Origin of the sequence: Adlercreutzia sp. ZJ141, from assembly GCF_011038965.1 — a bacterium.
Taxonomy (GTDB): Bacteria; Actinomycetota; Coriobacteriia; order Coriobacteriales; family Eggerthellaceae; genus ZJ141.
Genome location: NZ_JAAKEB010000001.1, coordinates 216504 through 242884 on the forward strand (window position 1 = coordinate 216504; position 26381 = coordinate 242884).

The following is a 26381-nucleotide window of genomic DNA, read 5'->3' on the forward strand; positions in this document are numbered from 1 at the left end:
GATGGTCATGTCTTTTGCATCTAAATCTCCCTGGGTTATCCATTACGACGCTTCGAGCTGCAATGGCTGCGACATCGAGGTGCTGGCTACGCTGTGCCCCGGCTTTGACGCTGAGCGATTCGGCGTGATAAACACCGGCAATCCCAAGCATGCCGACATCTTTTTGGTGACTGGTTCGGTTAACGAGCGCAATATTAAGGTGATCCAGGAAATCTACGACCAGATGCTCGAGCCTAAGGTGGTTGTCGCGTGCGGCATCTGCGCGTGCTCGGGCGGCATCTTCCACGATTGTTACAACGTACTTGGCGGAGTGGATAAGGCTATTCCGGTTGATGTGTACGCTCCAGGGTGCGCCATTCGCCCGGAAACTATCATCGATGCAGTGGTCGAGGCAGTGGGTGTTCTCGAAGAGAAGGCTCGTGCTATGAAAGAAAAAGAACAGGGGGAGTAGCGCTATGGAATACCGTTCCGATTTTTCTCGCTGCACCATCGACGAGCTGCCTGCGCTCTCCTCGCGCCTTAAGGCTGAGGGTTGGCGGTTCGTGCAGATGCTGTGTGCGAACACCGACGACGGCATCGACATGGTGTACTCGTTCATGAAGGATGGTCATCTGGTGAACTATGAGATCAAGGGCGTTACGAAAGGCGATGTGGTTCCCAGCATCACGAATGATTTTATCGCCGCCTTTGTGTTTGAAAACGAATCGCACGATCTATTCGGTGTCAACATTTCAGACATTGCTATAGACTTCAAAGGCCACTTCTACGATCTTGCCCAAGCCGAGCCTATGACCATCATCTCGCCTGCCCAGAAAGCAGCGAAGGAAAAGGCAGCTAAGCTCGCGGCAGCAAAGGCTGCCAAGGAGAAAGCGGCCGCCGCACCACAGGAAGACGATGCAGCGGCGAAGCAGGCAGAGCTTGAGGCAAAGCTTGCCGCCATGGATCCCGAGAAAGCTGCCAAGGTGCGTGCGGCCATGGAAGCCAAGGCGAAGAAGGAGGCAGCCGCGCTCGCGCAGGCCAAGGAGAAGGCACTCGAGGAAAAGCTCGCGGGTATGGACCCCGAAAAGGCCGCGAAGGTTCGTGCCGCTATGGCGGCAAAGGCTGCTCAGGCTGCGAGTGCGAAGAAGGGAGGGGAGTAGTATGGGAAAGGCAACCGTTATCCCGTTCGGGCCGCAGCATCCTGTTTTACCCGAACCACTCCATCTCGACCTTGTGGTCGAGGACGAGAAGGTTATCGAAGCGATTCCCCAGATCGGCTTCGTTCACCGTGGCTTAGAGAAGCTCGTTGAGACGCGCGACTACAACCAGTTCATCTACGTTGCCGAGCGCATCTGTGGCATTTGCGCTTTCGGGCATTCGCTTGGTTACGCCGAAACGGTTGAGTCGCTCATGGGTGTTGAGGTTCCCGAGCGTGCCGAGTATCTGCGTGGTATTTGGCATGAACTCTCGCGAATTCACTCCCACATTCTTTGGTTGGGGCTTGCGGCTGACGCATTCGGCTTCGAGAGCTTGTTCATGCATTGCTGGCGTTTGCGCGAACGTGTGTTGTCTATCTTTGAGGCAACCACTGGCGGGCGTGTCATCTTCTCTGTTGTGAAAGTCGGCGGCGTTACACGCGATATCAGTGCCGACCAGTTCGCCGAGATCAAGATGACGCTTGAGGGTATTAAGGACGAGTACCGTCAGATCGTGAACACCTTCATGAAGGACACCTCGGTGAAGAACCGCACGGTTGGCGTTGGATACTTGAGCACCGAAGCAGCTTTGAATGCGAGTATGGTAGGTCCGTTCGCTCGCGCTTCGAACGTACCATACGACGTTCGCTCGCTTGGTCGAGGTGCCTACGGTAAGCTATCTGACTTCCAGCCCATCGTTGACACGCAGGGCGACTGCTACGCCCGCGTGAAAGTGCGCGCGAATGAAGTACTGCAGTCGATCGACATCATCGAAGAGCTGATCGCTGGCATTCCTACTGGTGACATTAGTGTTCCGGTGAAAGGGTCGCCCGCTGCGGGCGCGCAGGCGAGTAATGTGGTAGAGCAGCCGCGTGGCGAGTGTTACTACTTTGCGCGCGGAAACGGCACGAAGTACCTCGACCGCATGCGCATGCGCACACCGACCTCTCAGAACCTCGCAGGCATGGTCAAGGCGCTCGAAGGGTGCGAGCTGTCCGACGTCAATATGATCATTCTGACGATCGATCCGTGCATTAGCTGCACCGAAAGGTAGACGACAATGGGTGGATTCAAACTCGGAAAAATGACGTTGGGCTCGCTGTTTAAGAAGCCTGAAACCGTGATGTACCCGCTCGAGACGAAGCCTGTGCCAAAAGGCTTGAAGGGTTGTGTAGAAAACAATGTGAGCGCATGTATCCTCTGTGGCATTTGCGCGAAGCGCTGCCCCTGTGGAGCCATCGTGGTGGACAAGAAGGCTCGCACGTGGACGATCGATCGTTTCCGCTGTGTGCAGTGTGGTACGTGTGTGGCAGAGTGCCCGAAAAGCTGCCTTGAGATGAACCCCACACGTCCGAAGGTGGCCAAGGAAAAAAGCCTTGTTGAGCTGCATGTCCCCGAGCCGATTGCCGAGCCTTTGCAAAACCCTAACGGTTAGGTTACCGTCTTGCGATTTAGCTGTGTCAATCGCGCTGCCACTACACTTACGGGTAAACGGGTGGTGTGAAAACTGATAAAATTTTTCCCGTATAACAGATCCGGGCGCGAAAGCGCCCGGTTTTCAACGAAGCAGGGGAGAAGGCTATCATGCCAAGGCATGTCGATACGGTACTCAATACTGTGTCAAACAAGGTTCTGACGGTACCGAATGTTATTTCGGCCATCAGACTATGCCTGATCCCTGTGTTTTTTGCAGTGCTGCTGAGTGGGCATGACGTTGCAGCGGCTATTATCTTTGCTATCGCGGCGGGCACTGACTGTATTGACGGTCAGATCGCTCGGCGTACAAATGCGGTAACGCGCCTAGGCCAGTTGCTTGACCCCGCGGTCGACCGTTTGCTCATGATCTCCGGAGTACTCGGAGTTTTTTTGGTTGGTCGCTTGCCGCTGTGGATCATTCTCTTCGTGCTGGTGCGCGATCTCTTCTTACTGGTGGGAAGTTTCTATCTGTTGCGGAGCCGTCATATTCGCATCCCTGTGGTTTTCGCGGGTAAAGCATCAACCACGTTTCTGTTCATCGGGTTTGCTGGCTTGCTGCTGAATGCTCCGCTTATCTCTGGGTTGGGCTGGGTTTCTTTCGATTGGCTACCAGGGTTTAACGCCGATCCCTGCTCGTGGTCGATCTGGTTTCTGTATGTTGGGCTGGTACTCAGCGCCGTGACGGCGGTGTACTACGCGTACTCAGCGCTACGCGAACTGCGAGAACACCCTTCTGCTGCACGCATGCAACGGGAGTTGGGACATGAGTGATACAAAAAAGCCACGCTGGGGTGCACACGCATCACCCACACGGCGAGGCCAAGCGATGCAGGGAACGAATCGAACAACCAGGCGCCCACGTGGCGCCTGGTCGCGTCGCACCGAATCCGCTTACAATCCTTCTTCGGAACGTCGTGGTAGTCATAGTGCCGAACACGACTTCCAGCGCTCTTCGCAGGACGCTTCCACTCGTGTGAGATCTGAGCGTTCGGTGGCCCATACGCACTTTCCGCGTGAACACAGGAACCGCGCAGCCGCGCGCAGGAAAGCTGAGTACGCACAGCCGACGCGTGGCGTTGCGCTGTGGACGAAGGGTGAGCCACGTGCTACCTCACGAGCGGGGGCTGCGTCTCGTGTTATAGGCGTTCTCAAAGCGCTTGCTCACGGTATCGTTTCTCTTGTTGCTGTAGCTGCTAAGGCTGCATGTGCGGGAGTGGTTGCCCTTGCACACCGTAGCAAAATTGCAGCGGTAGTGCTGGTGCTCGTCTGTGCGGTAGCGCTCCTAGGTGCAGGCGATGCGTTTGTTCACCTGGGCCGCGCTTACGGTGGCGTGAGCGTGGGCGGCATTGATGTTTCGGGTATGACACAAGATGAGATTGCGTCGATGCTGGATGAAACCTACGCCGATACGGTTTCTCAAGGGCAGGTTTCAATTTACGCGAACGACGAGGCACAACAACGTGTGAACGACGCTGCTGCCTCAGCTCAGGATGCAGCACTTGCCGAGCAGCTTGCTGTTGAAGAGGCGCGTGAGAACAAGCAGATATGGGAAGCCACATCCAGCTCGCTTTCCGCATCGGTTCCCGCTCATTCGCTGGCTCAGGCGGCGTTGGCGGTCGGCCGCGACGACGGGGGTATCATCGGGCGTCTTGGTGCGCGCCTGCTCGGCCACGACATTCCCTTTCTGCTTGAGTTTAATGAGGAAGAACTGGAAGGGCTTGCGCTCGATATCGACAAAACCATCGGCACGCCGCGGGTTGATTTCAACATTGCCGTCGATGATGGCGTAGCCAGTGTTTCGCCAGGCAACGACGGTAACATCATCGACCGCGACGATTTGCGCCAACGCCTCACAAATGCGTTTGCTGGGACGAATGGCGGCGAGACATCATTTGTCGCTGAGGTGTCGTATGCTCCCGTGCGTATCGATGAAAAGGAAGCACAGAAGGCCTGTGATACGGTAAACGCTGCCATCGAGCATGGCGCTACCGTTTTATGTGAGGGAACGATATGGGAGGTTAATCGATCCGATCTGGGAGAATGGGTGAGTGCGCGGCCGGTTGAGAAACGGGAAGGGCATTGGGAGCTTCTTCCTTGCTTTGACGCCGATGTGGTGAAGCCGGCCATTTTGCAAAATATCGAAATGGATCAGGAGGGTGGCTCGATCACGGTGTCGTTCTCGACGTCTGAAGATGGTGAGGTCGGCGTCGCAGCGCAAGGCGTGGCAAAAATTCCTCTGGTTGCTCAAACGGTGAGCGCGATGAACGAAGTTGTGTTCGGTGAGGCATCGCGAGCTGCCGCCGCAGAGGAAGAGGGCGATGTTGCACCGGATGCGGCCTCAATGGTTTCTGCCGAAGAAGGGCAACCGATCAAGGTTAGCGTAGCGACTGGGGAAATGCCTGGTTCCATGACGTTTGATGAAGCGCTTGATTACGGCATTATCGAGCTTGTTTCCTCGTATACCACCGAGTACACGTCGGGTGCGGGTACCGAGAACCGCAATCACAACATTCACCTTGCTGCCGATCTGATTAGCGATTCTGTTGCGAAAGCGGGTGGCACGTGGTCGTTTATCGAAAATGTGGGAGAATGCGACGAAAGTCAGGGCTTTGCCTCAGCAGGTGCTATTGTGGGAGACGAGTATACCGACGAAATCGGCGGTGGGGTTTGCCAAGTTGCCACCACCGTGTTCAATGCAGTGTATGAAGCGGGTTATCCGGTGCTCGAACGGCGCAACCATTCGCTTTACATAGCTAGCTACCAAGCAGGGAGGGATGCTGCTGTTGCTTGGCCTGATCTCGATCTGGTATGGGAGAACGACAGCGATTCTGATGTGCTTCTTCGAGCATCGTACACCGAAACTTCGATAACCGTATCCTTGTACGGTATTGATCCTGGTTATGAGGTTACATCAGAAGATGGCGTGTGGGAAGAAGGCGAGAAGTACATAACCCGCGTGGTCATCAACGATCAGCTTGATCCGAGTACCGTGTTTTTGAAGTCGTCTGGTGCTGACGGAAGCAGCTTCTGGGTAACCCGAACCGTAACAAATGCGGCGGGCGAAGTATTGCACGTCGATCGCTTCGATTCGGTATACCAGCCGAAAAACGAGGTGTATGAAGCGGGTTCGCAAGAAGCAGCCCAGAGTGTGACACTACGTCAGAACGTAATGAGTGAATCTGAGGGGTAGGAACGTCGTATGGCAACGCAAGAAAAGCACAATCGCAACGGTATGAGCTTCTTGGCGCGCTCACTGTTGTCTGCTGCGCTTGCAATAGCGCTTGTGCTGCCTGCAACAGCGTTCGCCGATGTGCGGAAGGCTGATGTTGTCTGTGGTGAAACCGTTGAGGCTCGGGGGCTTTCGGTTGCGCAATGTCCGAACATCGATGCAGAATATGCTCTTGTTATGGGTGCTGATGGAACAGTGTACTTCGAGCGCAACGCGATTACAGCAACCAAAATCGCCTCAATTACGAAGATTATGACGGCAATTGTTGCCCTTGACGCTGTGGGTAGTGATTCGAACGGTGTTGTGGTTACGGTTAGTGAGAACGCCGCTACCGTAGGCGAATCGTCGGCTGGTCTGGCGGAAGGCGACACCATGGACTTCGAATCGGCCTTGAAGGCTTTGATGGTCCCCTCAGGAAACGACGCCGCAGTAGCGCTGGCCGAAAGCCTTGGCGACCGGTGCGCAAGTTCGAACGAATCGCTGTCGGGCTACGACCGATTCGTGCAGGCTATGAACGACAAAGCGGCAGCGCTCGGCTGTACCGACACGCTATTCACGAACCCCCATGGCCTGGACTTCGGCGAGTTTGAGGGAGACCTGCATAGCTGCGCGCTCGACGTTGCTAAGATTACCCAACATGCAATGACCAACGATTTGTTCCGTAGTATCGTTTCTGGGGGGAGTACTGCGATTACGGTCACGCACGCAGATGGCACGGTGGGTGAGGTCTTTCTCGAAACCACCGATGAGTTCTTAGAACTCTACGAATACGCATGTGGCGTAAAAACCGGCGTTACCGAGTATGCCGGCCCCTCGTTCGTTGGTGCGGCGAACAAAGACGGCCGTGAGTTGTACGCTGTTGCTATTGGGTCAAGTTCGGAAGCGCAACGCTTCGTTGATTGTCAACAGCTGTGTGAATGGGTGTATGAGCATGAGATCTCTTATCCGCTTGCGACAAGCGACGAAATGATGCGAGCAAACGTGAGCGGTGAACAAGCAGAGGTTCCGGTGGTTGCTCGGGTGGCTCATCAAGATTGGATTGATCGCACGGTAGCAGCGACGCTTTCCGACCCCGATGCCGCGGTGACGATCTTCGATCTGAACGGAAACGTTAGTCAGTCGGTAACCTACGACAATCTGACGGGCAACGTGCATGTAGGCGATAAGGTTGGTACGATTACCTTCAAGCAGCGTAACAACGTCATTGCCGAATATGATCTCGTTGCGTGTGAGGACGTGTACGCACCGACATTTATTGAGGGTGTTAAAATATGGTGGACGAGGTTGTTTAACGGTTTTACCGGCAAGCCCAAGGTAGCTGAATCTGTTACGTTGAACGAATTGCCCTACGTTATCGACAAAACTTCGAACACCCAATAGGGAAGGAAAGCGCGATATCCATGAACGTTCTTTGCCCGGTATGCAACAACGAATTTGATGCGGCCTTAAACGGTGCGTGTCCGTTTTGCGGGTTCAAGCTCGCCGAGTCGACGCAGCGTTTCGAGCCGATTGTTTTAACGGACGTAACGAATACGCGTATGGCGCCGGTGCGCTCATCGGCCTCGCTGCGCGTGGTGCGCGGTCCGCAGACCGGCATCGAGTTTCGCTTGGAAGGGGATCGCATTCGGCTCGGTCGCAATCCCCATTGCGAAATCTTTCTGAACGATATGACCGTTTCGCGCGATCATGCCACCATCGAGCATTCTAATTCCGGTTCTTATGACATCGTTGACAATCATTCCTATAATGGTTTGTGGGTTAACAACGAAAACGTTGATGCCGCCGAGCTGAAATCGGGCGATTTCATTCAAATCGGGTCGTTCTGCTTGGTCTACCAAGAGGATTAGGCTCTATCAAAAATAATGATGCGCACAGCGTTTTAGTAGGTCATCCTGAGACACTGTGCGCAGTGCTGTGAACTTAAGGGGGTTTCGTATGATACTCATGTCGGGAAACGAGGCTATCGCTCAAGGGGCATGGGAAGCTGGTGCTACCATTGGCGTCGCGTACCCTGGTACGCCCTCAACCGAAACGCTTGAGAATTTTGCGCTGAAAAACGGCGTATACGCCGAGTGGTGTGTAAACGAGAAGGTTGCGGTCGAGGTGGGTGTCGGTGCGTCCGCAGCTGGTGCTCGCGTACTTGCTACGATGAAGCACGTGGGCGTGAACGTTGCTGCTGACCCGCTGTTTACTGCTGCTTACACGGGTGTGAATGGTGGTCTGGTGGTGCTTGCTGCCGATGACCCAGGCATGTATTCGTCGCAAAACGAGCAGGACTCGCACTGGTACGCGCGTGCGGCGTGCATTCCCATGTTCGATCCTGCTGATTCGGCCGAGGCGCTCGCCTTTACCCGCGATGCGTTCGACGTGTCCGAACGGTTCGACGTGCCGGTGTTCATCCGCTCGACTGTGCGCGTGTCTCATACGAAGACCCCGGTTGAGATTGGCGAGCGCAACGAATATGTGCGCAAGCCGTATGAATCCAATCCAGCGAAGTACGTCATGATGCCCGCATATGCAAAACCCCGTCGTATCGACCAGCTGAAGCGCGTCGCTGACCTGAAAGAATGGGTTGAAACGTGTCAGTACAACGTGCGCTTTGACCGTTCGAACGAGATTGGGATTATCTGCGCTGGGGCAACGTATCAGCATGTTGAAGAAGCGCTGGCGGATGCTTCTGTATTCAAATTGGGTGTCACGTGGCCGTTACCCGAACGTGCCTTGCGCGATTTCGCCAGCTCTGTTGACCGCGTGTATGTGGTGGAGGAAGGCTCGCGCTTCCTTACCGAGTCGGTTTCTGCACTGGGTATTTCGCTTGCGAGTCCGCTTCATCCCGTGCCAGAAGCTGGCGAGCTTTCTCCGGGCATCATTCGCGCTTCCTTTGGCCGTGAGTTGCCAACGCACCAAGATGCGCCAGAAAACCTGCCCGGTCGTCCACCGGCGCTATGCGCTGGATGCCCGCACCGTGTCGTATTCAAGGAGCTTTCACGTATGCGTGCCATCGTCACAGGCGATATCGGCTGCTACACGCTCGCAGCATTGCCTCCGCTTGCCGCTATGGATACGTGTCTCGATATGGGAGCGTCAGTTTCCATGGCACATGGCTTTGAGCTGGCCATGGCGGACAAGGAACACCGCCCGGTTGTTGCGGTTATTGGCGACTCAACATTCGCACATTCCGGATTGTCGTCGCTGATTTCAACGGTGTACAACAAAGGGTGCGGCACGGTGTGCGTGCTGGATAACCGCACCACAGCGATGACCGGTCGGCAGGGGAACCCCTTCAATGGTGAAACCTTGCAGCACCGTCCTTCGCGTGAGCTCGATTTGGAAGGCGTGGTACGGGCGATTGGTGTCGAGGACGTGCAGGTGATTGACCCGAACGACATGAGAGCCGTGCGCGGTGCCCTGAAGCGTGCCACGCAAACCGACGATATCAGTGTTCTTATCTTCCGCTCGCCTTGTATTCTTATCGACCGGGTGCGCAAGCCCGCATACGAAGTGACGGACGCCTGCCGTGCATGCGGCGTGTGTCCAACGTTGGGCTGCCCTGCCATCTCGACAGACGAGCAGACGGGGGTTGCCAGCATCGATCCGAACCAGTGTATCGGATGCGGCCAGTGTTCGCAGTACTGTGGTTTTTCCGCTATCCGTCAGACGCAGGCTTAGGAGGGATTACTCATGACTCAGGAAGAAATGCAGCAAGCTGCGCCCGACGCGATAACCGTGCTACTGTGCGGCGTGGGCGGGCAGGGCACCATCCTCGCCGCCGATCTGCTTGCGAAAGCGGCACTTGAAGCAGGCTATGTCGTGAAGGTATCCGAAATCCACGGCATGTCGCAGCGTGGCGGCGCGGTGACCACGGTAGTACGCTTTGGGCGTGGTCGTGTGGCGTCGATGGTTGCCGACGCTGGTACGGCGGACTGCGTCGTTTCGTTCGAGCGCATGGAAGCGCTGCGTAACCTTGCCTATGTGAAGGAGGGCGGCTACTTGCTGGTGGCCGATGAGCGCATCAAGCCGCTTCCCGTGGCTGCTGGTCTTGTGAAAGCGCCAACTGATCTTGACAAGCGGTTAGAGGCTACGGAAGCAACTATCATTCCTGCGGGTCAGATAGCTCGTGCTGCTGGCTCTCCGAAGTCGGCGAATGTAGTGCTGCTCGGAGCGCTCGCCACAAGGCTCGATTTCCCGTTGGATGTGTGGAAAGATGTTATCGCGAAGCGCGTGCCGCCTAAAACGGTTGAGGCGAATCTGGCAGCCTTCGATGAAGGCTACAACTTTGCTCGTGAAGCTGCTCTTGGCGCGCCTGATCAGGCGTAGCGAACATGGGAACGCGGCGAAGCGATGAGTGAAGCTGCAATAAGCCAAGAAAAGTGCCGTCCCGTGGTCGGCAGATTCGCTCCGTCGCCCACGGGTCGCATGCATGCGGGTAACGTGTATGCGGCACTGATGGCTTGGCTTATCGCTAAGAGTCAAGGTGGTCGTATTGCGCTGCGCATCGAGGATCTCGATGCGCAGCGTTCGAAGAGTGAATACGTAAGTGCCATCATGCGCGATTTTGAGGCGCTGGGGCTTACGTGGGACACTGGTCCGCTCTACCAAAGCGAGCGTGGCGAGGCATACCGCGCGGCGCTTGACGAGCTGAAACAGACGTGCCGCGTGTACCCGTGCTTCTGCTCGCGTGCCGATTTACATGCGGCATCGGCACCGCATCGTGGTGAAAAGCTCGTGTATGCGGGAACGTGTCGGAATTTGAGTGAGGGGGAGGTTGCTGCGAAACGGCTGCAGAAAGCCCCTGCTGAGCGGATTGAAGTTCCTGCCATGCACATCGATCTTATTGACGTCATTCAGGGTCCGTATGGGCAGAATCTGGCAACCGAATGCGGCGATTTCTTGGTGCGGCGTGCGGACGGGGCGTTCGCTTATCAACTGGCTGTTGTGGTTGACGATGCTGAACAGGGCGTAACGTCGGTAGTGCGTGGTGTTGACCTTTTGTGTTCAACACCGCAGCAGATGTTTCTGCAGCGCTGCCTCGGTATGTCCTCGCCTGTATATGCACACATTCCCCTGCTTGTTGCCGAAGAGGGGAGGCGTCTCTCGAAGCGCGATCGTGATGCGGCGCTGCCCGAACTCCTCGAGCGTTACCGCACGCCGCAGGGCGTGGTGGGACACATTGCATACGTGGTTGGCTTACAATCAGTCGATGAGCCGGCAACACCCGAAGAGCTGCTTGAAACGTTTGATCTCAATCGCTTTAAGGGTGGTATTTCTGATTTCATTCAGATAGCGTGGCGCGCGTAACAGACGAGCTATAGCGAAAACGTTAGTGCGTAACCACTTGTCACAATGCATAGCGCGTAGAAGCTACCCAGTACCACGTTCACGCTGCATACTTGTGCCATGGCACCGATGCGTGTGCGCGGCTCTAAGGGGTTTGCATATAGGGCCTTGAGCAGGGGATATGCCGCCGCAAATAAGAAGGGAAGCACGATAGCTCCACGTGGGAAGAATAAAAAAACGATAACCACGATACAGACAAGCCAGGTGATCAGTACGGCGGAATAAAGCTTGCGAGCTTTCGCGCGACCGAGACAGACTGGCATGGTGCGACGCCCTGCAAGTTGGTCTTTCTCGATGTCACATTGGTTATTGGTGAACATAATGAGTCCGATACCGATGATTTCCGGCACCGTCCACGCGAATACCCAAGGATTAAGCCATCCGGTGAGCACCTGGTAACAGGCAAGGGGAATAAGTCCACCCATCACCACGCCGCTGACAAGTTCGCCAATAGGTAGGTATGAAATAGGGGTTTTGCCAGCGGAATACGCTACTACGAAAAGAGCACCTACAAGCGCGATAAAAAGCGGCATGAATCCAGCATGCACGATGATGACCAAACCCAGCGCAAAGGCGGTTGCTAGAAACCCGATCGCAAGTATGAGCGCCTCTCGTGGGTTTACGTTGTTATACACGAGCACAGCATCACTCGTTTCAACGTTGTCGTTGGCGGAGTCCGATCCTTTTACGTAGTCGTAGTAGTCGTTGAAGGTATTCACCGACGACTGCATGAGCACACAGATGACGAGCAGCAGTATCGCATCGAGCACAGCTAGCTGGCCAGTGTGTGCAAGTGTCAGCGCGCAAGCAACAAGCACCGGCAATACCGATGCAGGCCAAGTATGCGGTGCTGCTAGTTGCACCGCCATTCGCAGCGAAAGATGCTGGTTTACATAACACATATTATCAATTAACCCCAGGTGGAATTTGAGGGGCTGGGGGACGCACCTTCTAAGTTGAGGTTTCCTGAGTTCAGCATATCCATGATCATCGGCATCATTTGCCAAGCGGCAAATGCGTTCAATGCGAACGACATCGCACAAAACATCGCAGATACCACAGCGGTACGCTTCAAAGCTATAGCGAATGTGCCGCCGTCTCCTGGATCGTTGAAATGTGGCTTTAACGTTCGATAACACAAGAATGCGCATACCAAGCCCGCAGTACTGAGCAACATGCCGCCGAAGAACAGCGAAACAACGGCGCACAGCATGGCAATACTACTTAGACGTCGCGCTTTTTTGAAGCTTGTTTCTTGCGCGCTCGTAAGGTTAATACGCGGGCCGTTTGGGCTTCCTGTAGGATTACGTTGCTCATTGAGTTTGTTTGGAGCTCCTGTGGGCTCATTTGTCTTGTTTGGACATTCGTTCGAATTGCGTTCTGGCTCGTTGGGTTGTATTTCGTTTTGCTGATCCACGGTTGTCTCCATGCCTTTGCGTGATGACGTACACGGTTGTGCCATAAGTCTGCTGTGAAATATGCTGCGTGCACAGCCTGCGAAGCTTACAAAACCTTCTTAGGGAAACACTGATTAATTCCGCCAGCCTTGCACTGACGAACCGGTATCTGAGAATTACAGACCTCATTTACGCACGTCAGTGCGCGCATTCGGTCTTCAATCCTCAGGTATCCGCCTCGCCAGCGCAAGGCAAGACGGCTTTAATCAGTGTTTCCCTGGAACGCTATTTTCTCACACCATGCAACGGAGCGGTCAAGTCTGGAAAAAACGCATATGATATGTTACCCATGAGTTGAAGCCTGCTGTTGTAGGTCATATGCTCAATACGAATATATGACAAAAACGAACGTACATTCGTATTTGAGGTTGAATACGGAAAAGAGTTAACGTCCGCTGCTACCGAAACCTCCGATGCCACGCTCTGTGGTATCGAGTTGATCGGTTTCAGCAAGGCAAACCGCTGGCACCTTGATAATGACCAGCTGTGCGATGCGGTCGCCCGCTTGTGCTGCAAAGGGTTCAGTTGGATCGAGGTTAACAAGTATAGCTTTGATTTCCCCGCGATAGTTCGAGTCGATGAGACCGGGTGAGTTTACGAGCGAAATACCGTGCTTAGCGGCAAGGCCGCTTCGGGGTAACACCAGTCCTGCGTATCCGTGTGGTATAGCTAGTGCCATGCCGCACGGTACCGCCATACGTTCAAACGGTGCGAGTTTGAAATCGCAGGCGGCGCGCAAATCCATGCCGGCGTCTCCAACGTACGCGAACCGCGGAAGTGGATTGCTCGGTTCGAGCCGCTGGATAGGAATGATAATCGGACTGTGGTCGTCGTTGTACGACGTATTGCTTTCATATGACATGGGGCGAATTCTTTCGTACAAATTAACGCAACCGCTCAAGCGCTTCGGCGAATTCGCTCGCGCTTTGGAAGTCTTGGTACACGCTTGCGAAACGAACGAAGGCAACCTCATCAATGCTGGCTAAACGCTCAAGCGCCATATCGCCAAGTTCTTTCGAAGTCACTTCGTACTTTGGCTTGTTGCGCAGTTCAGCTTCGATGTCGGCAACCAATGATGAAAGATCGTCGGGTGAAACCGAACGTTTCGCACAAGCGATGGTGAGGCCTCGCATGAGCTTTTCGCGGTCATATACTTCAGTTGATCCGTTTGTTTTCATCACCATGACAGGATTGTCTCCCAGTCGTTCGTACGTGGTGAACCGATGCCCACATTCAAGGCATTCGCGACGGCGTCGGATGGAAGTTCCATCTTCAGACGGTCGGGAGTCGACGACTTTCGACTCAAGGTTGCCGCAGCTTGGACAATACATGCGCACTCCCCTCTCAGCTGAGTGCGCTTAGGCTACCATACAATATATTGTGGTTCAATGGTTATGGTGTCTTAATGATCACACCAATGCAACGAGATACGACACAGCAGTGAACAGTACGGCACTCACCGCGATCTGCTTGCGTGTAAACAGATTAAATGGACACCCTTCGCTGGTTCCGTATGTGAGCTGACGTACGAGAGGCACGTTTTCAAGCCTTATGCGATTGCTACACTGTTGAAGCGATGGACAAGGTATCTGGTGACGCAAATCGCCTTCCAAACGTGTGCGTTGGCAGTGATCGAACGGTATCACGTTGCCTGTGGCTGCGGATGGAGCGACATGGGGTGCGCGAGCGAGTGCTGCCGTGCCGGATACCGCCCACATTGTATCTTCTATTCTCATTTTCAGCCCCTTTGCTCTTGCATAGAACCTTTGTTCGTGTTTATAATAGACCGAACAAAGGTTCACGTCAATAGAATTTGAAACAAATGTTCGCTTTTCTTAAAGGAGTTGGCTATGGACGAGAAGATCACCAAACGGCAACAAGCCGTACTGGACTGCATCGAGGAATGCATCCGGGAAAAGGGCTATGGGCCCACCGTTCGGGAGATCTGCCAATCGCTCGGCCTGTCCTCCCCTTCCACGGTTCACGTACATCTTAAGGCGCTTGAGCAGAAAAACCTTATTAAGCGCGACCCCTTAAAGTCGCGCTCTATTGCCTTAGCGCATCCGATCGACGCGGCTCCTGCTGCTGTTGCAACCTCGCCTATGGGATTCAGCAAAACTATCAACGTTCCGCTCGTTGGAAATGTAGCTGCTGGCACACCGATCCTCGCTGAAGAGAACATCACTGAAACCATCACGCTTCCCACCGACATCGTTGGCGATGCGCCGTCGTTCATGTTGTCAGTGCGCGGCGACTCGATGATTGAGGTGGGCATCAACGATGGAGACTACGTGGTCGTGAAGGAGCAGCCGGTTGCCAACAATGGTGACATCGTGGTTGCAATCATCGACGATGGAGCGACTGTCAAAACGTTCTATCGCGAAAAGGATCACGTTCGCTTGCAACCAGAGAATTCCTCCATGGATCCCATTATCACGAGAGACTGCTCCATTGCAGGAAAAGTTGTAGCCGTGTTCAGACGGTTGTGAACAAAGCTATTTACTGGTTACTCTTCGGACAGAACGTCGAAACATACGATGTCGGAACAAGCATCGTCAAGTGTGTGCCGTCTGCTTCGTAGTATTCGGAGAGAATGTGACAGCGCTCATGCGCAAGTGACACGAGATTACCGTTATTGTAGGGAATAACCGTCTCAATGTGAACGTCGCTTGATGCGGCGGCTTGCGCCAGACGGTTAACCAAATCGTCTATGCCTTGTCCCGTGCTCGCCGAAACAAGCACACTGTCGGGACGCCGTGCGCGCAGCGCTTCTACTTGCGCGCTATCGAGCAAGTCGGTTTTGTTTAGCACCTCAATGCGTGGAATGTTCTCGGCATGGATTTGCCCCAGCACATCTTGCACTGCTTCAATCTGCGAATCTCGGTCGGGTGACGAAGCGTCGATCACGTGCAGTACCAAATCGGCACCGGATATCTCGTCAAGCGTCGACTTGAACGCTTCCACGAGTGTGGTCGGAAGCTTTTGGATAAAACCAACCGTGTCGGTTATGGTGATTTCACGGCCTTGTTCAAGTTCAAACTTGCGTGTGGTGGAATCAAGCGTGGCAAACAGCTGGTCGTAGCTGAGCACGTCAGCGCCGGTTAAACGGTTGAGTAGACTTGACTTTCCGGCATTTGTATACCCAGCAAGCGCGACTTTGAACATACCGCTCGCGTATCTGCTCTCGCGTTGTACGTTTCGTACGTTTGCAAGATGGGCAAGCTCAGCGCGTATGGAAGTGATGCGCTTACGTACCAGTCGGCGGTCTACTTCAAGCTGGCTTTCACCTTCGCCAAATCGTGACCCTACGCCGCCACCCATGCGGTTCGAGGCTAAATGTGCCCACATGCCGCGCAAACGTGGCAGCAGGTACTGATTCTGTGCGAGCTTGACTTGAAGGCGGCCTTCTTTGCTGGTTGCATGCAATGCGAATATATCCAAGATCAGTGCCGTACGGTCGATTACTTTCACCGTCTGTCCGACCGCTTTCTCCAGGTTCGACTGCTGTGATGGTGTGAGCTCGTCATCGAATACCACCAAGTCAGCCTCAAGACTGCGGCATAGTTCGGCAATTTTTTCTGCTTTTCCGGTTCCAACAAACGTACGCGGGTTGGGAGATGTAAGCTTTTGAGTTGTGGTGGCCACTACGTCGGCACCGGCGGTATCAGCCAACCGTTCGAGCTCAGCGAGTGATGAATCGAGTGACCAGCTCATATTTGGTCGTTCAACACCAACGAGAACCGCACGTTCGCGGCGTTGTTCGGAAAACAGATGCGGGCCACGCGTAATAACGGGTTCGAATTCAGACATAAATGAGCTCCTTTGCCTACGATGACTGGCACACGCGTTCGCATGTGACCATTATGATGTAACGGAGGGGTATCGCCTGTGCGATGAGCGCACAGAGATGACTAGATCGCGAACATCGTTGTCATCACATCAATAGAGCTCCTTTTTGTTTCGTGATCGTATGGATCGACCCATGATAGCATAGCGCACCGACGCCTTCGCTCTACAAGCGAACCGTACCTGTGAAGCTTTCCTTCGCCGGCCCCGTCATCATAACGTGATTGTTGTTTGCCCAGGTAATGTGCAGCGTACCGCCGCGCAGTATTACGTCGTTCTCGCACCCGGCTCGTCCGGTTAGGCATGCAGCGACATTCGTGGCGCACGCCCCTGTTCCGCACGCAAGTGTTTCGGCACACCCACGCTCGTATACGCGCATGTGGATACCGTCTGCTTCAACGCAAGCAAATTCAACGTTTGTTTTCTCGGGAAACGCAGTGTGGCTTTCGAAGTACGCACCAACCGTATTCACATCAAATGTAGCAAGGCGCTTGTCGCCTGGATGAGTGAATAGAGCGTCGGGCAGCGCGTCGAATGAATCGATAAAGCAGATGGTATGCGGGTTGCCCATAGAAACACACGTGAAAGCAAAGTCACCCCATGGGGAGGTTAGAGCTGCTTCGCGTACGTAAGGAACCCCGTGTGGCGTTTGCGCATTTGCGTCTACGGCGACCGGAACCTTGCTCGGTTCGAGAATCGGCTCACCCATGTCGACTGTAGCGGTTGTCATCTTCCCTGCTTCGTCGACAGAGAAGCGGATCGGTTTCGGGCCTGCTAGGGTGTCGGCTACTAATTCGCCTGCAGAAGCATCGACTAAACCACGATCAACCAGGTACTTTGCGAAGCAGCGTACGCCGTTGCCGCACATTTGTGCGAGCGTTCCGTCGGCGTTGATGTAATGCATGTACGCCGCGCATTCCTCGCGCGCAGACGGGCGCACCATGATGACGCCATCGGCTCCAATGCCAAAGTAGCGATCGCATAGGTATGCGACCTGTTCATCGGTGAGCGAAAGTTCATTCGTCAAGTCATCAATGAAGACAAAGTCGTTTCCTAAGCCATTCAGTTTTGCAAAATTGATGTTCATGTGTGTCCAATCTATCGTGCGAGTTTTCTTGAGTTCTCTGATGATTGATAAGTCGCATCCATGCTAGCAACGATGTGTAACGCCTCTGTTAACAGGGCGTCGGTGAAACCGTCGTCTGCATTGATCCACCGGATACGCGAATCCTTACGAAACCAGGTGCGCTGTCGCTTCGCATAGCGTCTCGTTGCTGTTTTGATGCTTATGATTGCTTCTTCAAGCGTGATGCGCCCGTCAAGTGCATCAACGATCTCCTTATAACCAATTGCCTGAGGTGAGGTAATACCATCTCGAAAACCGTTTTTAAGCAGGCACGTAACTTCTTCCACCAGCCCTCGTTCGACCATGGTATCAACGCGGGCGTCTATGCGTGTGCGTAGTATGTCGGGCGTAACTGCAAGCCCAATAAACGTTGCCGGCACCACCTGAGGAATACTTGCCAGTCGCGTTTTCTGCTGCGCATAGGTAAGCCCCTCATCAAGCAGTTCAAACGCGCGTACCACACGTTTTACGTCGTTGGGAGCAATAATGCGGGCGCTTTCCTCGTCGCGTTCGCAAAGCTGTTCCCAAAGAGCATGAGCCCCGTACTTGCGGGCGAATTCCATCCAACACTCGCGAGTAGGATTATTCTGCTGTTCACCTTTTGGGAACTCATACCCGTCGATAGTGGCGCGTACGTAAAATCCCGTACCACCGCACAGCACAACGCGCTTGCCACGTGAACTGATGTCAACGAAGCGCTCGCGGGCGTAGGTTTGAAAGAGCGCAGCGGAGAATGGCTCTCCGGGGTCAGCGATATCGAAACCATGGTGCGCAACCACGCGATCGACTTCTGGAATCTTTCCCGTACCAATATCCATGCCACGGTAGATCTGCATCGAGTCAGCACTAACCACTTCCCCATCGATATGTTGCGCGATGGCTTGTGCCAGGTCGGTTTTACCCGATGCGGTAGGCCCCACCACGCAGATGACCGGCGTGGTAAGGTTAAGGATGTTGATGGAGCTGTCAACCATAGGAAGCGGTTAGCGAACGACCTGGCCGGAGAGATACCAGGTTTTCGCCTGATCAACGCGAACGTTCTGGATTGAACCTGCAAGGCTTTCTGCTGAAGTCCCCTGCGGGATGGGAGCGTGTACCGTCTGATTTTTGGGGCTCTTCCCCACGAGCAGTCGTGCATCGCGTCTCGATGCTCCTTCAACAAGCACGGGTACAGTGCGTCCGGCATCAGCCTGGTTGCGCTCGAACGCTTGGTGTTGCACGAGATCGACCAGGCGGTCAAAGCGATCTTGAATGACTTCACGCGGAGTGTCATCGGGTATCGAAGCGGCAGGTGTCCCTTCACGTTTGGAATAGATGAACGTGAATACTTGATGGTATCCAACTTGTTTCACCAAGTCGTATGTTTGTTGGAAATCATCTTCCGTTTCTCCAGGAAACCCGACGATGATGTCGGTCGACAGCGCAATGTCAGGTACTGCCTTACGCAGCTTGCGTACAAGCTCAAGATAATGTGCGGAAGTATAACGGCGGTTCATGGCTTCGAGTATCTTATCGGAACCCGATTGAGCGGGTAGGTGGAGCGCTGGCATAAGTGAGCGAAGCGTAGCGAACTTCCCGATAACCTCGTCAGTCAGATCCTTTGGGTGACTCGTTGCGAAACGGAGCCGCTCGATTCCTGTCGCGTCGATTGCATCGAGTACGTCGGCGAATCGTGGTTCTCCGTACAGATCGCGGCCGTAGGAGTTCACGTTTTGCCCCAGCAGCGTGATCTCCTTTACACCGGCGGCGACATAGGAACGTGCCTCGCTAACGATGTCGTCCATCGCACGTGACTTCTCACGGCCACGCACGTACGGCACGATGCAGTACGTGCAGAAGTTGTTGCAGCCGATGGTGATGGGCAACCACGCCGCCCAGGCATGCTCGCGGGAAGTCGGCAGTTCGGTTGGGAAGCTGTTCGCCGAATCGAGCACCTCAACATGGTGTCCACAATCGGCAATCGCTTCACCCAACAGGCTTGGCAGCGAGGCGAGGTTGTGTGTACCGAACACTACATCGAGATGTGGTAGCTTCTGTATGAGTTTTTCGCCATCGCGTTGGCCGATGCAGCCTCCCACGGCAACGATGCGTTTCGTAAGCGGAGATTCTTTTCGCAAGGGCACGTTTTTCAGCGATGCCACCTGGCCGTATAGGCGTACATCGGCCGCTTCGCGCACGCAACACGTCATGTAGATGACTATATCAGCTTCAGGGATGGAGTTGACCGGCAGCGAACCTAAGCCTTCGAGCATGCCCGAAATGCGCTCGGAATCGTGTTTGTTCATTTGACAGCCGAATGTGACAACATGGAAAGTCGTTCCAAAGAAAGGCGTAGATGTCGTCATGAGGTACCTCAGTTCGAAGCAAGGTGGCCATTGTCTGCATACTGCGTACCATGTGTTGTTGCAGTGCCGTGCAGGTAGCGAGGCTCGACCGAAAAGCGAATGGCGGTGCGATACTCTCCGTCGATAACGATGTCGGCAAACGAGGGAACGCAGGCGATTTCAATGCCGATAGGTGCAAGAAAGCCGCGCGATATAGCGATGGCCTTCACTGCTTGGTTTACTGCGCCAGCGCCCACCGACTGGATTTCAACACAAGCGCCATCTTTGATCATACCTGCAATGGCACCCGCAACTGATGCAGGGGATGACTTTGATGAAACCTTCAAACAGCCGATATCGGCTTTGCGATCATGATCGGACATGGAATTCCTTTGGTTTGTGCTTCGTTTAAACTGCGTGTAGGCTCAAGCGATGGTGTATATGCGCAACGCGCGAGCAATAGACAGCATTCTACCATTTCATAGTGCACAATCAATCGGTTTCGCCTAATCAACGGGACGAAACGGAATGAATACGCGAATGCCGTCTTTTCCAACCGTCACTTGAGGATCGACGTCGGGTTCCAGATAGTAGCGCGCTGCTATGTCGTCGTAGGCTACTCGTACGGCTTCTTCAAGCATGTGTCGGTCATTGTCGTGGAGTTTGAGCCCCTTGAGCACGTGATCACTCGTATGATTTGAGGCTTTTGTGTTTGACTCCTTGTGTGACGTGTGAGTGTCGTGCTTGTTTTGTCGAGTAAGCTCGGCAGCGACGATGCTTGCCAAGTTGGCAGGGGCTGCTATTTCGCCGTTGAGGATGCGCCGTGCCGATCGAACCGACAGATCGAGCCCGATCGCTTGCGCGTTGGCGGCGAAATGTTCCGGGCTAGCACTTGCCGCTAAACGTTCGCAGAGGGGAAGGCTGCTTGAGTCTGCGTGGAAGATACGCCTTTCCGCCGACATCGCATGTAAGCCACGTTGGTATAAACACGATGCGATTTCGGTCGACGAACCTGCGAACACAAGACACTGATGATGAGAATCAAGCGCAAATTCGCAGGCGGTGCGCACGATGTTGCGTGGGCCGAGTACTTTCACCGAGGATGCTTCGCGGTGAAACGAAGGAAACGTTGACTGGTCGGCCTTCTCCCCCACACGCTGCACGTCAGTTTCAACGAGCAGTGCCGTGCCTAACCCCTTATCCGATGCAAGTACTGAAGCTATTTCGGCGTTCTCGCGGATGGAGAAAAGAGCCATGCCCCTTCCGTGCACACCCCACGTATCGATATGCATGGTGTCGAGTTTCGAGGTCACCCGAGGTTCGAACACTGCATCGTGTAAATGGGGCGGAATGCCGCATCCGTTGTCGATCACGCAGATTCGCCGTCTGGTGCCCTCACGCGATGTTGCGAGATAGATTTCGGTTGCATCAGCGTCGCGGGCGTTTCTGAGCATCTCAATGACAATGTCCTCGCTTGATCTGATGTCGTGAACAGCCTGGCGTCGCTCCGCCTCTTCCGACCTGAGACGAACAAAGCCATCTCCAAGATCGTCTTCGATCCGGAGATGGCTCGTTGCGCAAACAGCGTCGATGAATTGTTCGAGCGATGCGGAATCAGACATCGTGATACGCAGGTTATTTGGCGATGCCGATGGCGCGGCTCTCGCGAATGACCACGACCTTCACTTGTCCGGGGTACTGCATCTCGCTTTCAATGCGCTGGGCGATGTCGTGTGCAAGCACTGTGGTGGTAGCCTCGTCAACCACATCGGGCTCAACCATCACGCGAACCTCACGTCCCGCCTGGATGGCATATGTGCGCTCGACACCTTTGTAAGAATTCGCGATTTCCTCGAGCTTTTCGAGACGCTTGATGTACGCGTCAAGGGTTTCCTTGCGTGCACCAGGACGAGCGGCAGAAACTGCATCAGCGGCCTGAACCAACACTGCGAGTACACTTTGCGGATCGATGTCATTGTGATGTGCTTCGATAGCATGCACGATCTCAGGCTTTTCGCCGAAGCGCCGTGCAAGGTCGGCGCCAATGACAGCGTGGCTACCCTCGACTTCGTGGTCAACTGCTTTTCCTAAGTCGTGCAGAAGACCGGCACGCTTGGCAGGAATGGGATCAAGCCCCAGCTCGGATGCCATTACGCCAGAAAGGTAGGCAACCTCAAGAGAATGATTGAGCACGTTTTGCCCGTATGAGGTGCGGTACAACAAGCGACCAAGTGTACGCACGAGCTCGGGGTGCAGGTCGTGAATTCCCGTGTCGAACGTGGCTTGCTCGCCGGCTTCCTGGACGCGCTGATTCACGAACGTTTCGGCCTTTCCGAACATCTCTTCGATGCGAGCCGGATGGATTCGACCGTCAGCAATGAGGTTTTCCATGGTGACACGGCCGATTTCACGGCGAACCGGATCGAAACACGAAATGGTTACGCACTCCGGCGTGTCGTCGATGATGAGATTCGTGCCAGTTAACTGCTCAAATGAGCGAATGTTGCGGCCTTCACGTCCGATAATGCGGCCCTTCAGGTCGTCCGACGGTATGCTGATGGAAGAAACCGTGGTTTCAGCCGAATGATCGGCGGCTACACGCTGAATAGCAAGACTCAAGATAGAGCGGGCGCGCTTATCTGATTCGGCTTTCACGCGGGCTTCCGCATCGCGGATGATAGCGGCGGACTCATGAGCAACGTCATCCTTGAGCGAAGATAGTAGCTCTGCTTTCGCCTCTTCTGAGGTCATGCCAGCCACGCGCTCAAGGTGTTGTCCCACTTCGGCTTCTGCCTGATCGAGCTTGCGAGAACGGCTTTCTAGCTGACCTTGTAATGATGAAATCTGATGTTCGCGGGCATCGAGAGTTTCAACTCGCTTGTCAAGTGACTGTTCACGCTGGCTGAGGCGCGATTCAGCGACGCGTACTTCCTTCAGGCGTTCTTTACTTTCAGCTTGGGCTTCTTGCTTGAGCTTGAGAGCCTCATCCTTTGCTTCAACAATAGCTTCGCGTTTGAGTGTCTCGGCTTGCCGCTTCGCCTCGGCAACGACGCTTTCCGCCTCTTGAGCGGCGCGTTTCGTGGATGCGTTGACCAGGTAACGAGCGATTACGAAGCCGAGGGCGATGCCGATGGCAGCGCCGATGAGCAACCATAGATAACTTGGCATGTTATGCCCCCTTTCATGTATGGGTTTACTTATCCAATCGAGTTTGCTTTCCATGAAAAAACCCGGGTTAACCGGGCATGAGTAAGCGCACGTATGATGAGACGCCTTATACGATTGTATATATAAAGCACCTGCAATAGGCGCGATCACTCAAGCTCCCCTAATGATAAAGGTTTGGCAAGCATTTGTAAAAAACTCCCTGCGAAAAAACACTCAGGATCTTATGTTCCTGTTGTCCTATTGTGTCCCTTGGGTAACTATGCTCTGCTCGCTCCATTCGCGGGCAACCACGGCGGATATATGTGAGTCGAAGCCCTTGCGCATGAGAAAGCGATATGCACCTTCACGTTGGTTCTTTGAACGGGGTGGATGCGCAAGCAACGCAGTGCGAGCACGCTTGAACTCATGACTATCCCCTAAATCGGTTTCCGCGAACGCCTCCACCGTAGCTGGATCGATGTCTTCGCTCTCAAGTTCTCGTGCGATGCCTGCGCGGCCCTTTCCCTGAGCAAGACGACTTCGCACGAGTACGTCGGCAAAACGTGTGTCGTCAAGAAGGCCGCAACGTACTGCACGGTCTACTGCACTATGTGCAACATCAGAGGAAAACCCTTCGTGTTCAAGTTTACGTAGCATGCCTGCAGTGGACTGCTCCCGCCGCACCGAAACTCGTGTAATTCTACGAAAGGCGTCTTCTTCGGTATACGTGCGCTCTGCCTTTCGGGAGACTTCACTTCGGGTATTGCAGCTCTGACGGTTGTAGACACCTTTCCCTATGCTATTTGTACGCGTGATGGATGCTTGTTTGTAATGGTTAGAGCCCGATTCCATTGCCGCTATACGAGCGCGCAGCTCTTCGATCGTCGCATTGTTCGCCATACGCGTTACTTCTTACCCTTCGGTTTTGCCGCAGGTGTAAGCGCGTCAGCCTGTGCCGCCTCGCGTGTGATAATGGGCACGCCGTAGTATTCGCGAACCTTCACTTCAATTTCGTCGCGTAGATCGGGGTTGTCACGCAGCGTCTGCTTCGCAGCTTCTCGGCCCTGCCCAAGGCGGTCTTCGCCATAGGTGTACCAGGCGCCACTTTTCTTCACAACACCGCTTTCGGCGGCCATGTCGATGATGCTACCTTCGCGCGAGATGCCCTCACCGAACATGAGATCGAATTCTGCTTGGCGGAACGGCGGCGCTACCTTATTCTTCACGACTTTAGCGCGCACGCGATTACCAATGCTCTCGCCATCTTTCTTTATGCTGTCGATGCGTCGGATATCGATGCGCACGCTCGAGAAAAACTTAAGTGCCCGTCCACCCGTGGTGGTTTCGGGATTACCGAACATAACACCAATCTTTTCACGAAGCTGATTAATGAAAATGCACGTGGTTTTTGATTTCGACAGTGAACCTGCCAGCTTGCGCAGCGCTTGCGACATCAGCCTCGCTTGCAGGCCAACCGTCGTGTCGCCAATTTCCCCTTCGATTTCAGCACGGGGAACAAGTGCTGCTACCGAGTCGACAACGATAGCATCAATAGCACCGGATCGCACAAGCATGTCACAGATCTCAAGTGCTTGTTCGCCGGTGTCGGGCTGAGAAATGAGCACTTCATCGATATCGACACCTAAGCGAGCCGCATATACGGGATCGAGCGCGTGCTCGGCATCAATAAAGGCAACAACTCCTCCGAGCGCCTGCGCCTCGGCGAGGATCTGTAACGCGAGCGTGGTTTTGCCGCTTGATTCAGGCCCGTAGATCTCAACGATGCGACCGCGAGGAACGCCACCAATGCCGAGCGCAGCGTCAAGCGGTAGTGCACCGGTGGGTATGGCCTCTACGATTAGATTCTGCCCGTTGTCTCCGAACTTCATGATCGAACCCTTGCCGAACTTCGATTCGATCTGATCGGTGGTGACTTTTAGCATCTTCGCTTTCTCGTCGTTCATGCGAGTCCTTCCCCGTCGCGCTGCGAGCGTTTCCTGTTGATAATCGAATCCTATACGAACATCTGTTTGGAATCAAGCTCTTTCATTGAATTTTGATGCAACGACACGATAACCGAAATGAACTCGCTGTTTGTAGCGGAAACCTTGCAGGAATCTTAGAGGTTCTTGCAAATAACGCTACGAATCACATGCTCGTTTTTGTCAAAACGCATTCGGATAACACGGCGAATACTCGCGATGTCCTGATTTGATACACAAACAAGAAAGGAGCCCTTTGAGGCCCCTTCCTGTCGCATCCAGTCACGCTTTGCTTTCGCGCGGTTGTACTTCGTGTCGCCATGTGTGCCATGCCCGCACGCGAATCCGTTGTAGTGTGGCTTTTTTGCCAGAGTGGCCTCTTCGGCCGATTGCCGCCACACCACGTTGCCGCTTCCATGAGCTAACATATTCCGTTTTTTCGACATACGCCTCACCTCCTTCAATGCATTGCTGACGTTCTTCCACATCATAGCACAGACGTTCTTGAGAGTGTTCTTTCGATTCATTCATACCTGTTATCAGGTTATTTACTGCAAAAAACTAGTAAATACTCGTTACCTGTAGTAGACTAGTAAGGACTAGTTATTAACCGTGTAGAAACTAGGATAAACTATGGTACGACCATCGAACCAGACGCGCAACACGCGCGAGGAAATTCTGAATGCGTCTATGACGTTGTTTGCATCAAGAGGCTTTAAGGCAACCACCGTAAAGGAAATTGCTGCCACTGTGGGCATTAAGGACGCTTCGTTGTACAACCATTTTCCAGGTAAGCAAGCTATTTTCGACGCTATTATTGAGCGCGAACTTACACGGATTGAGCATGCGTTTCAAGATTCGAATGCCATGTTCGATATGAGTGACAGCTCAAGCATATCCATTGCACACAGCATTGATCAGCTTGAAGATGCTCTTATGAAAAGCTACGAATCCTTTTTCACTGATGCGGGAATGATTGCGCTTCGTAAGATGCTTACTGTTAACCAATTTGAAAGCGAGCAAGCAGGAATGCTCTATCGCAGGATCTTTCTCGATCAGCCACTCGCGTTTCAAACGTCTGTCTTTGAGCGTCTCATTGCGATGCGTGCGTTCGCTCAGGGTAATGCGCGTATCGACGCATATGAATCATATGGACCTGTGTTCGTTATGCTTTCCCAAGGGCTTAGCTGGAAGGAAGCTCAACCGAAGATCCGTGCCCTTCTTCGGGCGTTCGAGCGCTCACATAATGCGCAAGTCCAATAGCAACATGCTGTTGCTTTAC

At 54.0% G+C, this 26381-nt stretch carries 28 protein-coding genes; 13 read left to right on the plus strand and 15 right to left on the minus strand.

Annotation, left to right across the window (positions count from 1 at the left end; genetic code table 11):
* Window positions 1-7: 7 nt before the first annotated feature.
* The 11 genes from G7Y44_RS00955 (at window position 8) to gluQRS (ending at window position 11178) form a co-directional block, all read left to right on the plus strand.
* Entirely contained in the window at window positions 8-451 is a 444-nt protein-coding gene (locus G7Y44_RS00955; protein WP_241158136.1) for an NADH-quinone oxidoreductase subunit B family protein, read from the plus strand.
* Window positions 452-455: 4 nt separating this feature from the next.
* Window positions 456-1139: an NADH-quinone oxidoreductase subunit C gene (locus tag G7Y44_RS00960; RefSeq protein ID WP_165246801.1), complete on the plus strand. Its 684-nt coding sequence runs from the start codon at window positions 456-458 to the stop codon at window positions 1137-1139.
* A gap of 1 nt (window position 1140) precedes the next feature.
* On the plus strand, window positions 1141-2229 hold the full coding sequence (locus G7Y44_RS00965; protein WP_165246803.1) for a hydrogenase large subunit: 1089 nt from the start codon (window positions 1141-1143) through the stop codon (window positions 2227-2229).
* 6 nt (window positions 2230-2235) lie between these two features.
* The gene (locus G7Y44_RS00970; RefSeq protein ID WP_165044132.1) at window positions 2236-2610 is read left to right on the plus strand and encodes a 4Fe-4S binding protein; all 375 of its coding nucleotides are present in this window, start codon (window positions 2236-2238) and stop codon (window positions 2608-2610) included.
* Window positions 2611-2759: 149 nt separating this feature from the next.
* On the plus strand, window positions 2760-3422 hold the full coding sequence (locus G7Y44_RS00975) for a CDP-alcohol phosphatidyltransferase family protein (RefSeq protein ID WP_165246804.1): 663 nt from the start codon (window positions 2760-2762) through the stop codon (window positions 3420-3422).
* Between the two features lie 202 nt (window positions 3423-3624).
* On the plus strand, window positions 3625-5841 hold the full coding sequence (locus G7Y44_RS00980) for a VanW family protein (RefSeq protein WP_165246806.1): 2217 nt from the start codon (window positions 3625-3627) through the stop codon (window positions 5839-5841).
* A gap of 9 nt (window positions 5842-5850) precedes the next feature.
* The gene (locus G7Y44_RS00985) at window positions 5851-7260 is read left to right on the plus strand and encodes a D-alanyl-D-alanine carboxypeptidase family protein (RefSeq protein WP_241159115.1); all 1410 of its coding nucleotides are present in this window, start codon (window positions 5851-5853) and stop codon (window positions 7258-7260) included.
* Window positions 7261-7280: 20 nt separating this feature from the next.
* Window positions 7281-7727, plus strand: coding sequence for an FHA domain-containing protein (locus tag G7Y44_RS00990; RefSeq protein WP_165246808.1), 447 nt, complete (start codon window positions 7281-7283; stop codon window positions 7725-7727).
* 88 nt (window positions 7728-7815) lie between these two features.
* Window positions 7816-9549, plus strand: a complete 1734-nt coding sequence (locus G7Y44_RS00995) for a thiamine pyrophosphate-dependent enzyme (RefSeq protein ID WP_165246810.1) — start codon at window positions 7816-7818, stop codon at window positions 9547-9549.
* A 12-nt stretch (window positions 9550-9561) separates the two neighbouring features.
* The gene (locus tag G7Y44_RS01000; protein ID WP_241159116.1) at window positions 9562-10197 is read left to right on the plus strand and encodes an indolepyruvate oxidoreductase subunit beta; all 636 of its coding nucleotides are present in this window, start codon (window positions 9562-9564) and stop codon (window positions 10195-10197) included.
* Between the two features lie 24 nt (window positions 10198-10221).
* Complete coding sequence (gene gluQRS, locus G7Y44_RS01005) at window positions 10222-11178, plus strand: tRNA glutamyl-Q(34) synthetase GluQRS (RefSeq protein ID WP_165246812.1); 957 nt, start codon at window positions 10222-10224, stop codon at window positions 11176-11178.
* A gap of 8 nt (window positions 11179-11186) precedes the next feature.
* On the opposite strand, the gene G7Y44_RS01010 is transcribed toward gluQRS, so the two are convergent.
* The 5 genes from G7Y44_RS01010 to G7Y44_RS01030 form a co-directional block, all read right to left on the minus strand.
* The gene (locus G7Y44_RS01010; RefSeq protein ID WP_165246814.1) at window positions 11187-12086 is read right to left on the minus strand and encodes a prenyltransferase; all 900 of its coding nucleotides are present in this window, start codon (window positions 12084-12086) and stop codon (window positions 11187-11189) included.
* Between the two features lie 41 nt (window positions 12087-12127).
* A complete protein-coding gene (locus tag G7Y44_RS01015) occupies window positions 12128-12634 on the minus strand; it encodes a hypothetical protein (RefSeq protein WP_165246816.1) in 507 nt (168 codons plus the stop codon).
* Between the two features lie 425 nt (window positions 12635-13059).
* Complete coding sequence (dut, locus tag G7Y44_RS01020; RefSeq protein WP_165246818.1) at window positions 13060-13536, minus strand: dUTP diphosphatase; 477 nt, start codon at window positions 13534-13536, stop codon at window positions 13060-13062.
* A gap of 22 nt (window positions 13537-13558) precedes the next feature.
* The gene (gene nrdR, locus G7Y44_RS01025) at window positions 13559-14005 is read right to left on the minus strand and encodes a transcriptional regulator NrdR (RefSeq protein WP_165044150.1); all 447 of its coding nucleotides are present in this window, start codon (window positions 14003-14005) and stop codon (window positions 13559-13561) included.
* A gap of 78 nt (window positions 14006-14083) precedes the next feature.
* Complete coding sequence (locus G7Y44_RS01030; protein WP_165246820.1) at window positions 14084-14410, minus strand: hypothetical protein; 327 nt, start codon at window positions 14408-14410, stop codon at window positions 14084-14086.
* Window positions 14411-14524: 114 nt separating this feature from the next.
* On the opposite strand from G7Y44_RS01030, the gene lexA reads away from it, so the two are divergent.
* Window positions 14525-15163: a transcriptional repressor LexA gene (gene lexA / locus G7Y44_RS01035; RefSeq protein WP_165044151.1), complete on the plus strand. Its 639-nt coding sequence runs from the start codon at window positions 14525-14527 to the stop codon at window positions 15161-15163.
* Between the two features lie 10 nt (window positions 15164-15173).
* Here lexA and hflX read toward each other — a convergent pair whose 3' ends face one another.
* The 10 genes from hflX to G7Y44_RS01085 all read right to left on the minus strand — a co-directional run bounded on the left by hflX (window position 15174) and on the right by G7Y44_RS01085 (window position 25545).
* Entirely contained in the window at window positions 15174-16484 is a 1311-nt protein-coding gene (gene hflX, locus G7Y44_RS01040) for a GTPase HflX (RefSeq protein ID WP_165246822.1), read from the minus strand.
* A gap of 202 nt (window positions 16485-16686) precedes the next feature.
* On the minus strand, window positions 16687-17607 hold the full coding sequence (dapF, locus tag G7Y44_RS01045) for a diaminopimelate epimerase (RefSeq protein WP_165246824.1): 921 nt from the start codon (window positions 17605-17607) through the stop codon (window positions 16687-16689).
* A gap of 11 nt (window positions 17608-17618) precedes the next feature.
* Complete coding sequence (gene miaA / locus G7Y44_RS01050; protein ID WP_165246826.1) at window positions 17619-18620, minus strand: tRNA (adenosine(37)-N6)-dimethylallyltransferase MiaA; 1002 nt, start codon at window positions 18618-18620, stop codon at window positions 17619-17621.
* Window positions 18621-18629: 9 nt separating this feature from the next.
* Entirely contained in the window at window positions 18630-19991 is a 1362-nt protein-coding gene (miaB, locus tag G7Y44_RS01055) for a tRNA (N6-isopentenyl adenosine(37)-C2)-methylthiotransferase MiaB (RefSeq protein WP_165246828.1), read from the minus strand.
* Window positions 19992-19999: 8 nt separating this feature from the next.
* The gene (locus G7Y44_RS01060; RefSeq protein WP_165246830.1) at window positions 20000-20353 is read right to left on the minus strand and encodes a stage V sporulation protein S; all 354 of its coding nucleotides are present in this window, start codon (window positions 20351-20353) and stop codon (window positions 20000-20002) included.
* A 123-nt stretch (window positions 20354-20476) separates the two neighbouring features.
* Window positions 20477-21592 carry an ATP-binding protein gene (locus tag G7Y44_RS01065; protein WP_165246832.1) on the minus strand — a complete coding sequence of 372 codons (1116 nt, stop codon included), beginning with the start codon at window positions 21590-21592 and terminating at the stop codon, window positions 20477-20479.
* A 13-nt stretch (window positions 21593-21605) separates the two neighbouring features.
* Entirely contained in the window at window positions 21606-23138 is a 1533-nt protein-coding gene (rny, locus tag G7Y44_RS01070) for a ribonuclease Y (protein ID WP_165044165.1), read from the minus strand.
* 237 nt (window positions 23139-23375) lie between these two features.
* Entirely contained in the window at window positions 23376-24017 is a 642-nt protein-coding gene (locus G7Y44_RS01075; RefSeq protein ID WP_165246834.1) for a regulatory protein RecX, read from the minus strand.
* Window positions 24018-24022: 5 nt separating this feature from the next.
* A complete protein-coding gene (recA, locus tag G7Y44_RS01080; protein WP_165246836.1) occupies window positions 24023-25081 on the minus strand; it encodes a recombinase RecA in 1059 nt (352 codons plus the stop codon).
* Window positions 25082-25236: 155 nt separating this feature from the next.
* Window positions 25237-25545, minus strand: coding sequence for a hypothetical protein (locus G7Y44_RS01085; RefSeq protein ID WP_165246838.1), 309 nt, complete (start codon window positions 25543-25545; stop codon window positions 25237-25239).
* A gap of 187 nt (window positions 25546-25732) precedes the next feature.
* On the opposite strand from G7Y44_RS01085, the gene G7Y44_RS01090 reads away from it, so the two are divergent.
* The gene (locus tag G7Y44_RS01090) at window positions 25733-26362 is read left to right on the plus strand and encodes a TetR/AcrR family transcriptional regulator (protein ID WP_165246840.1); all 630 of its coding nucleotides are present in this window, start codon (window positions 25733-25735) and stop codon (window positions 26360-26362) included.
* The last annotated feature ends 19 nt before the right edge of the window (window positions 26363-26381 follow it).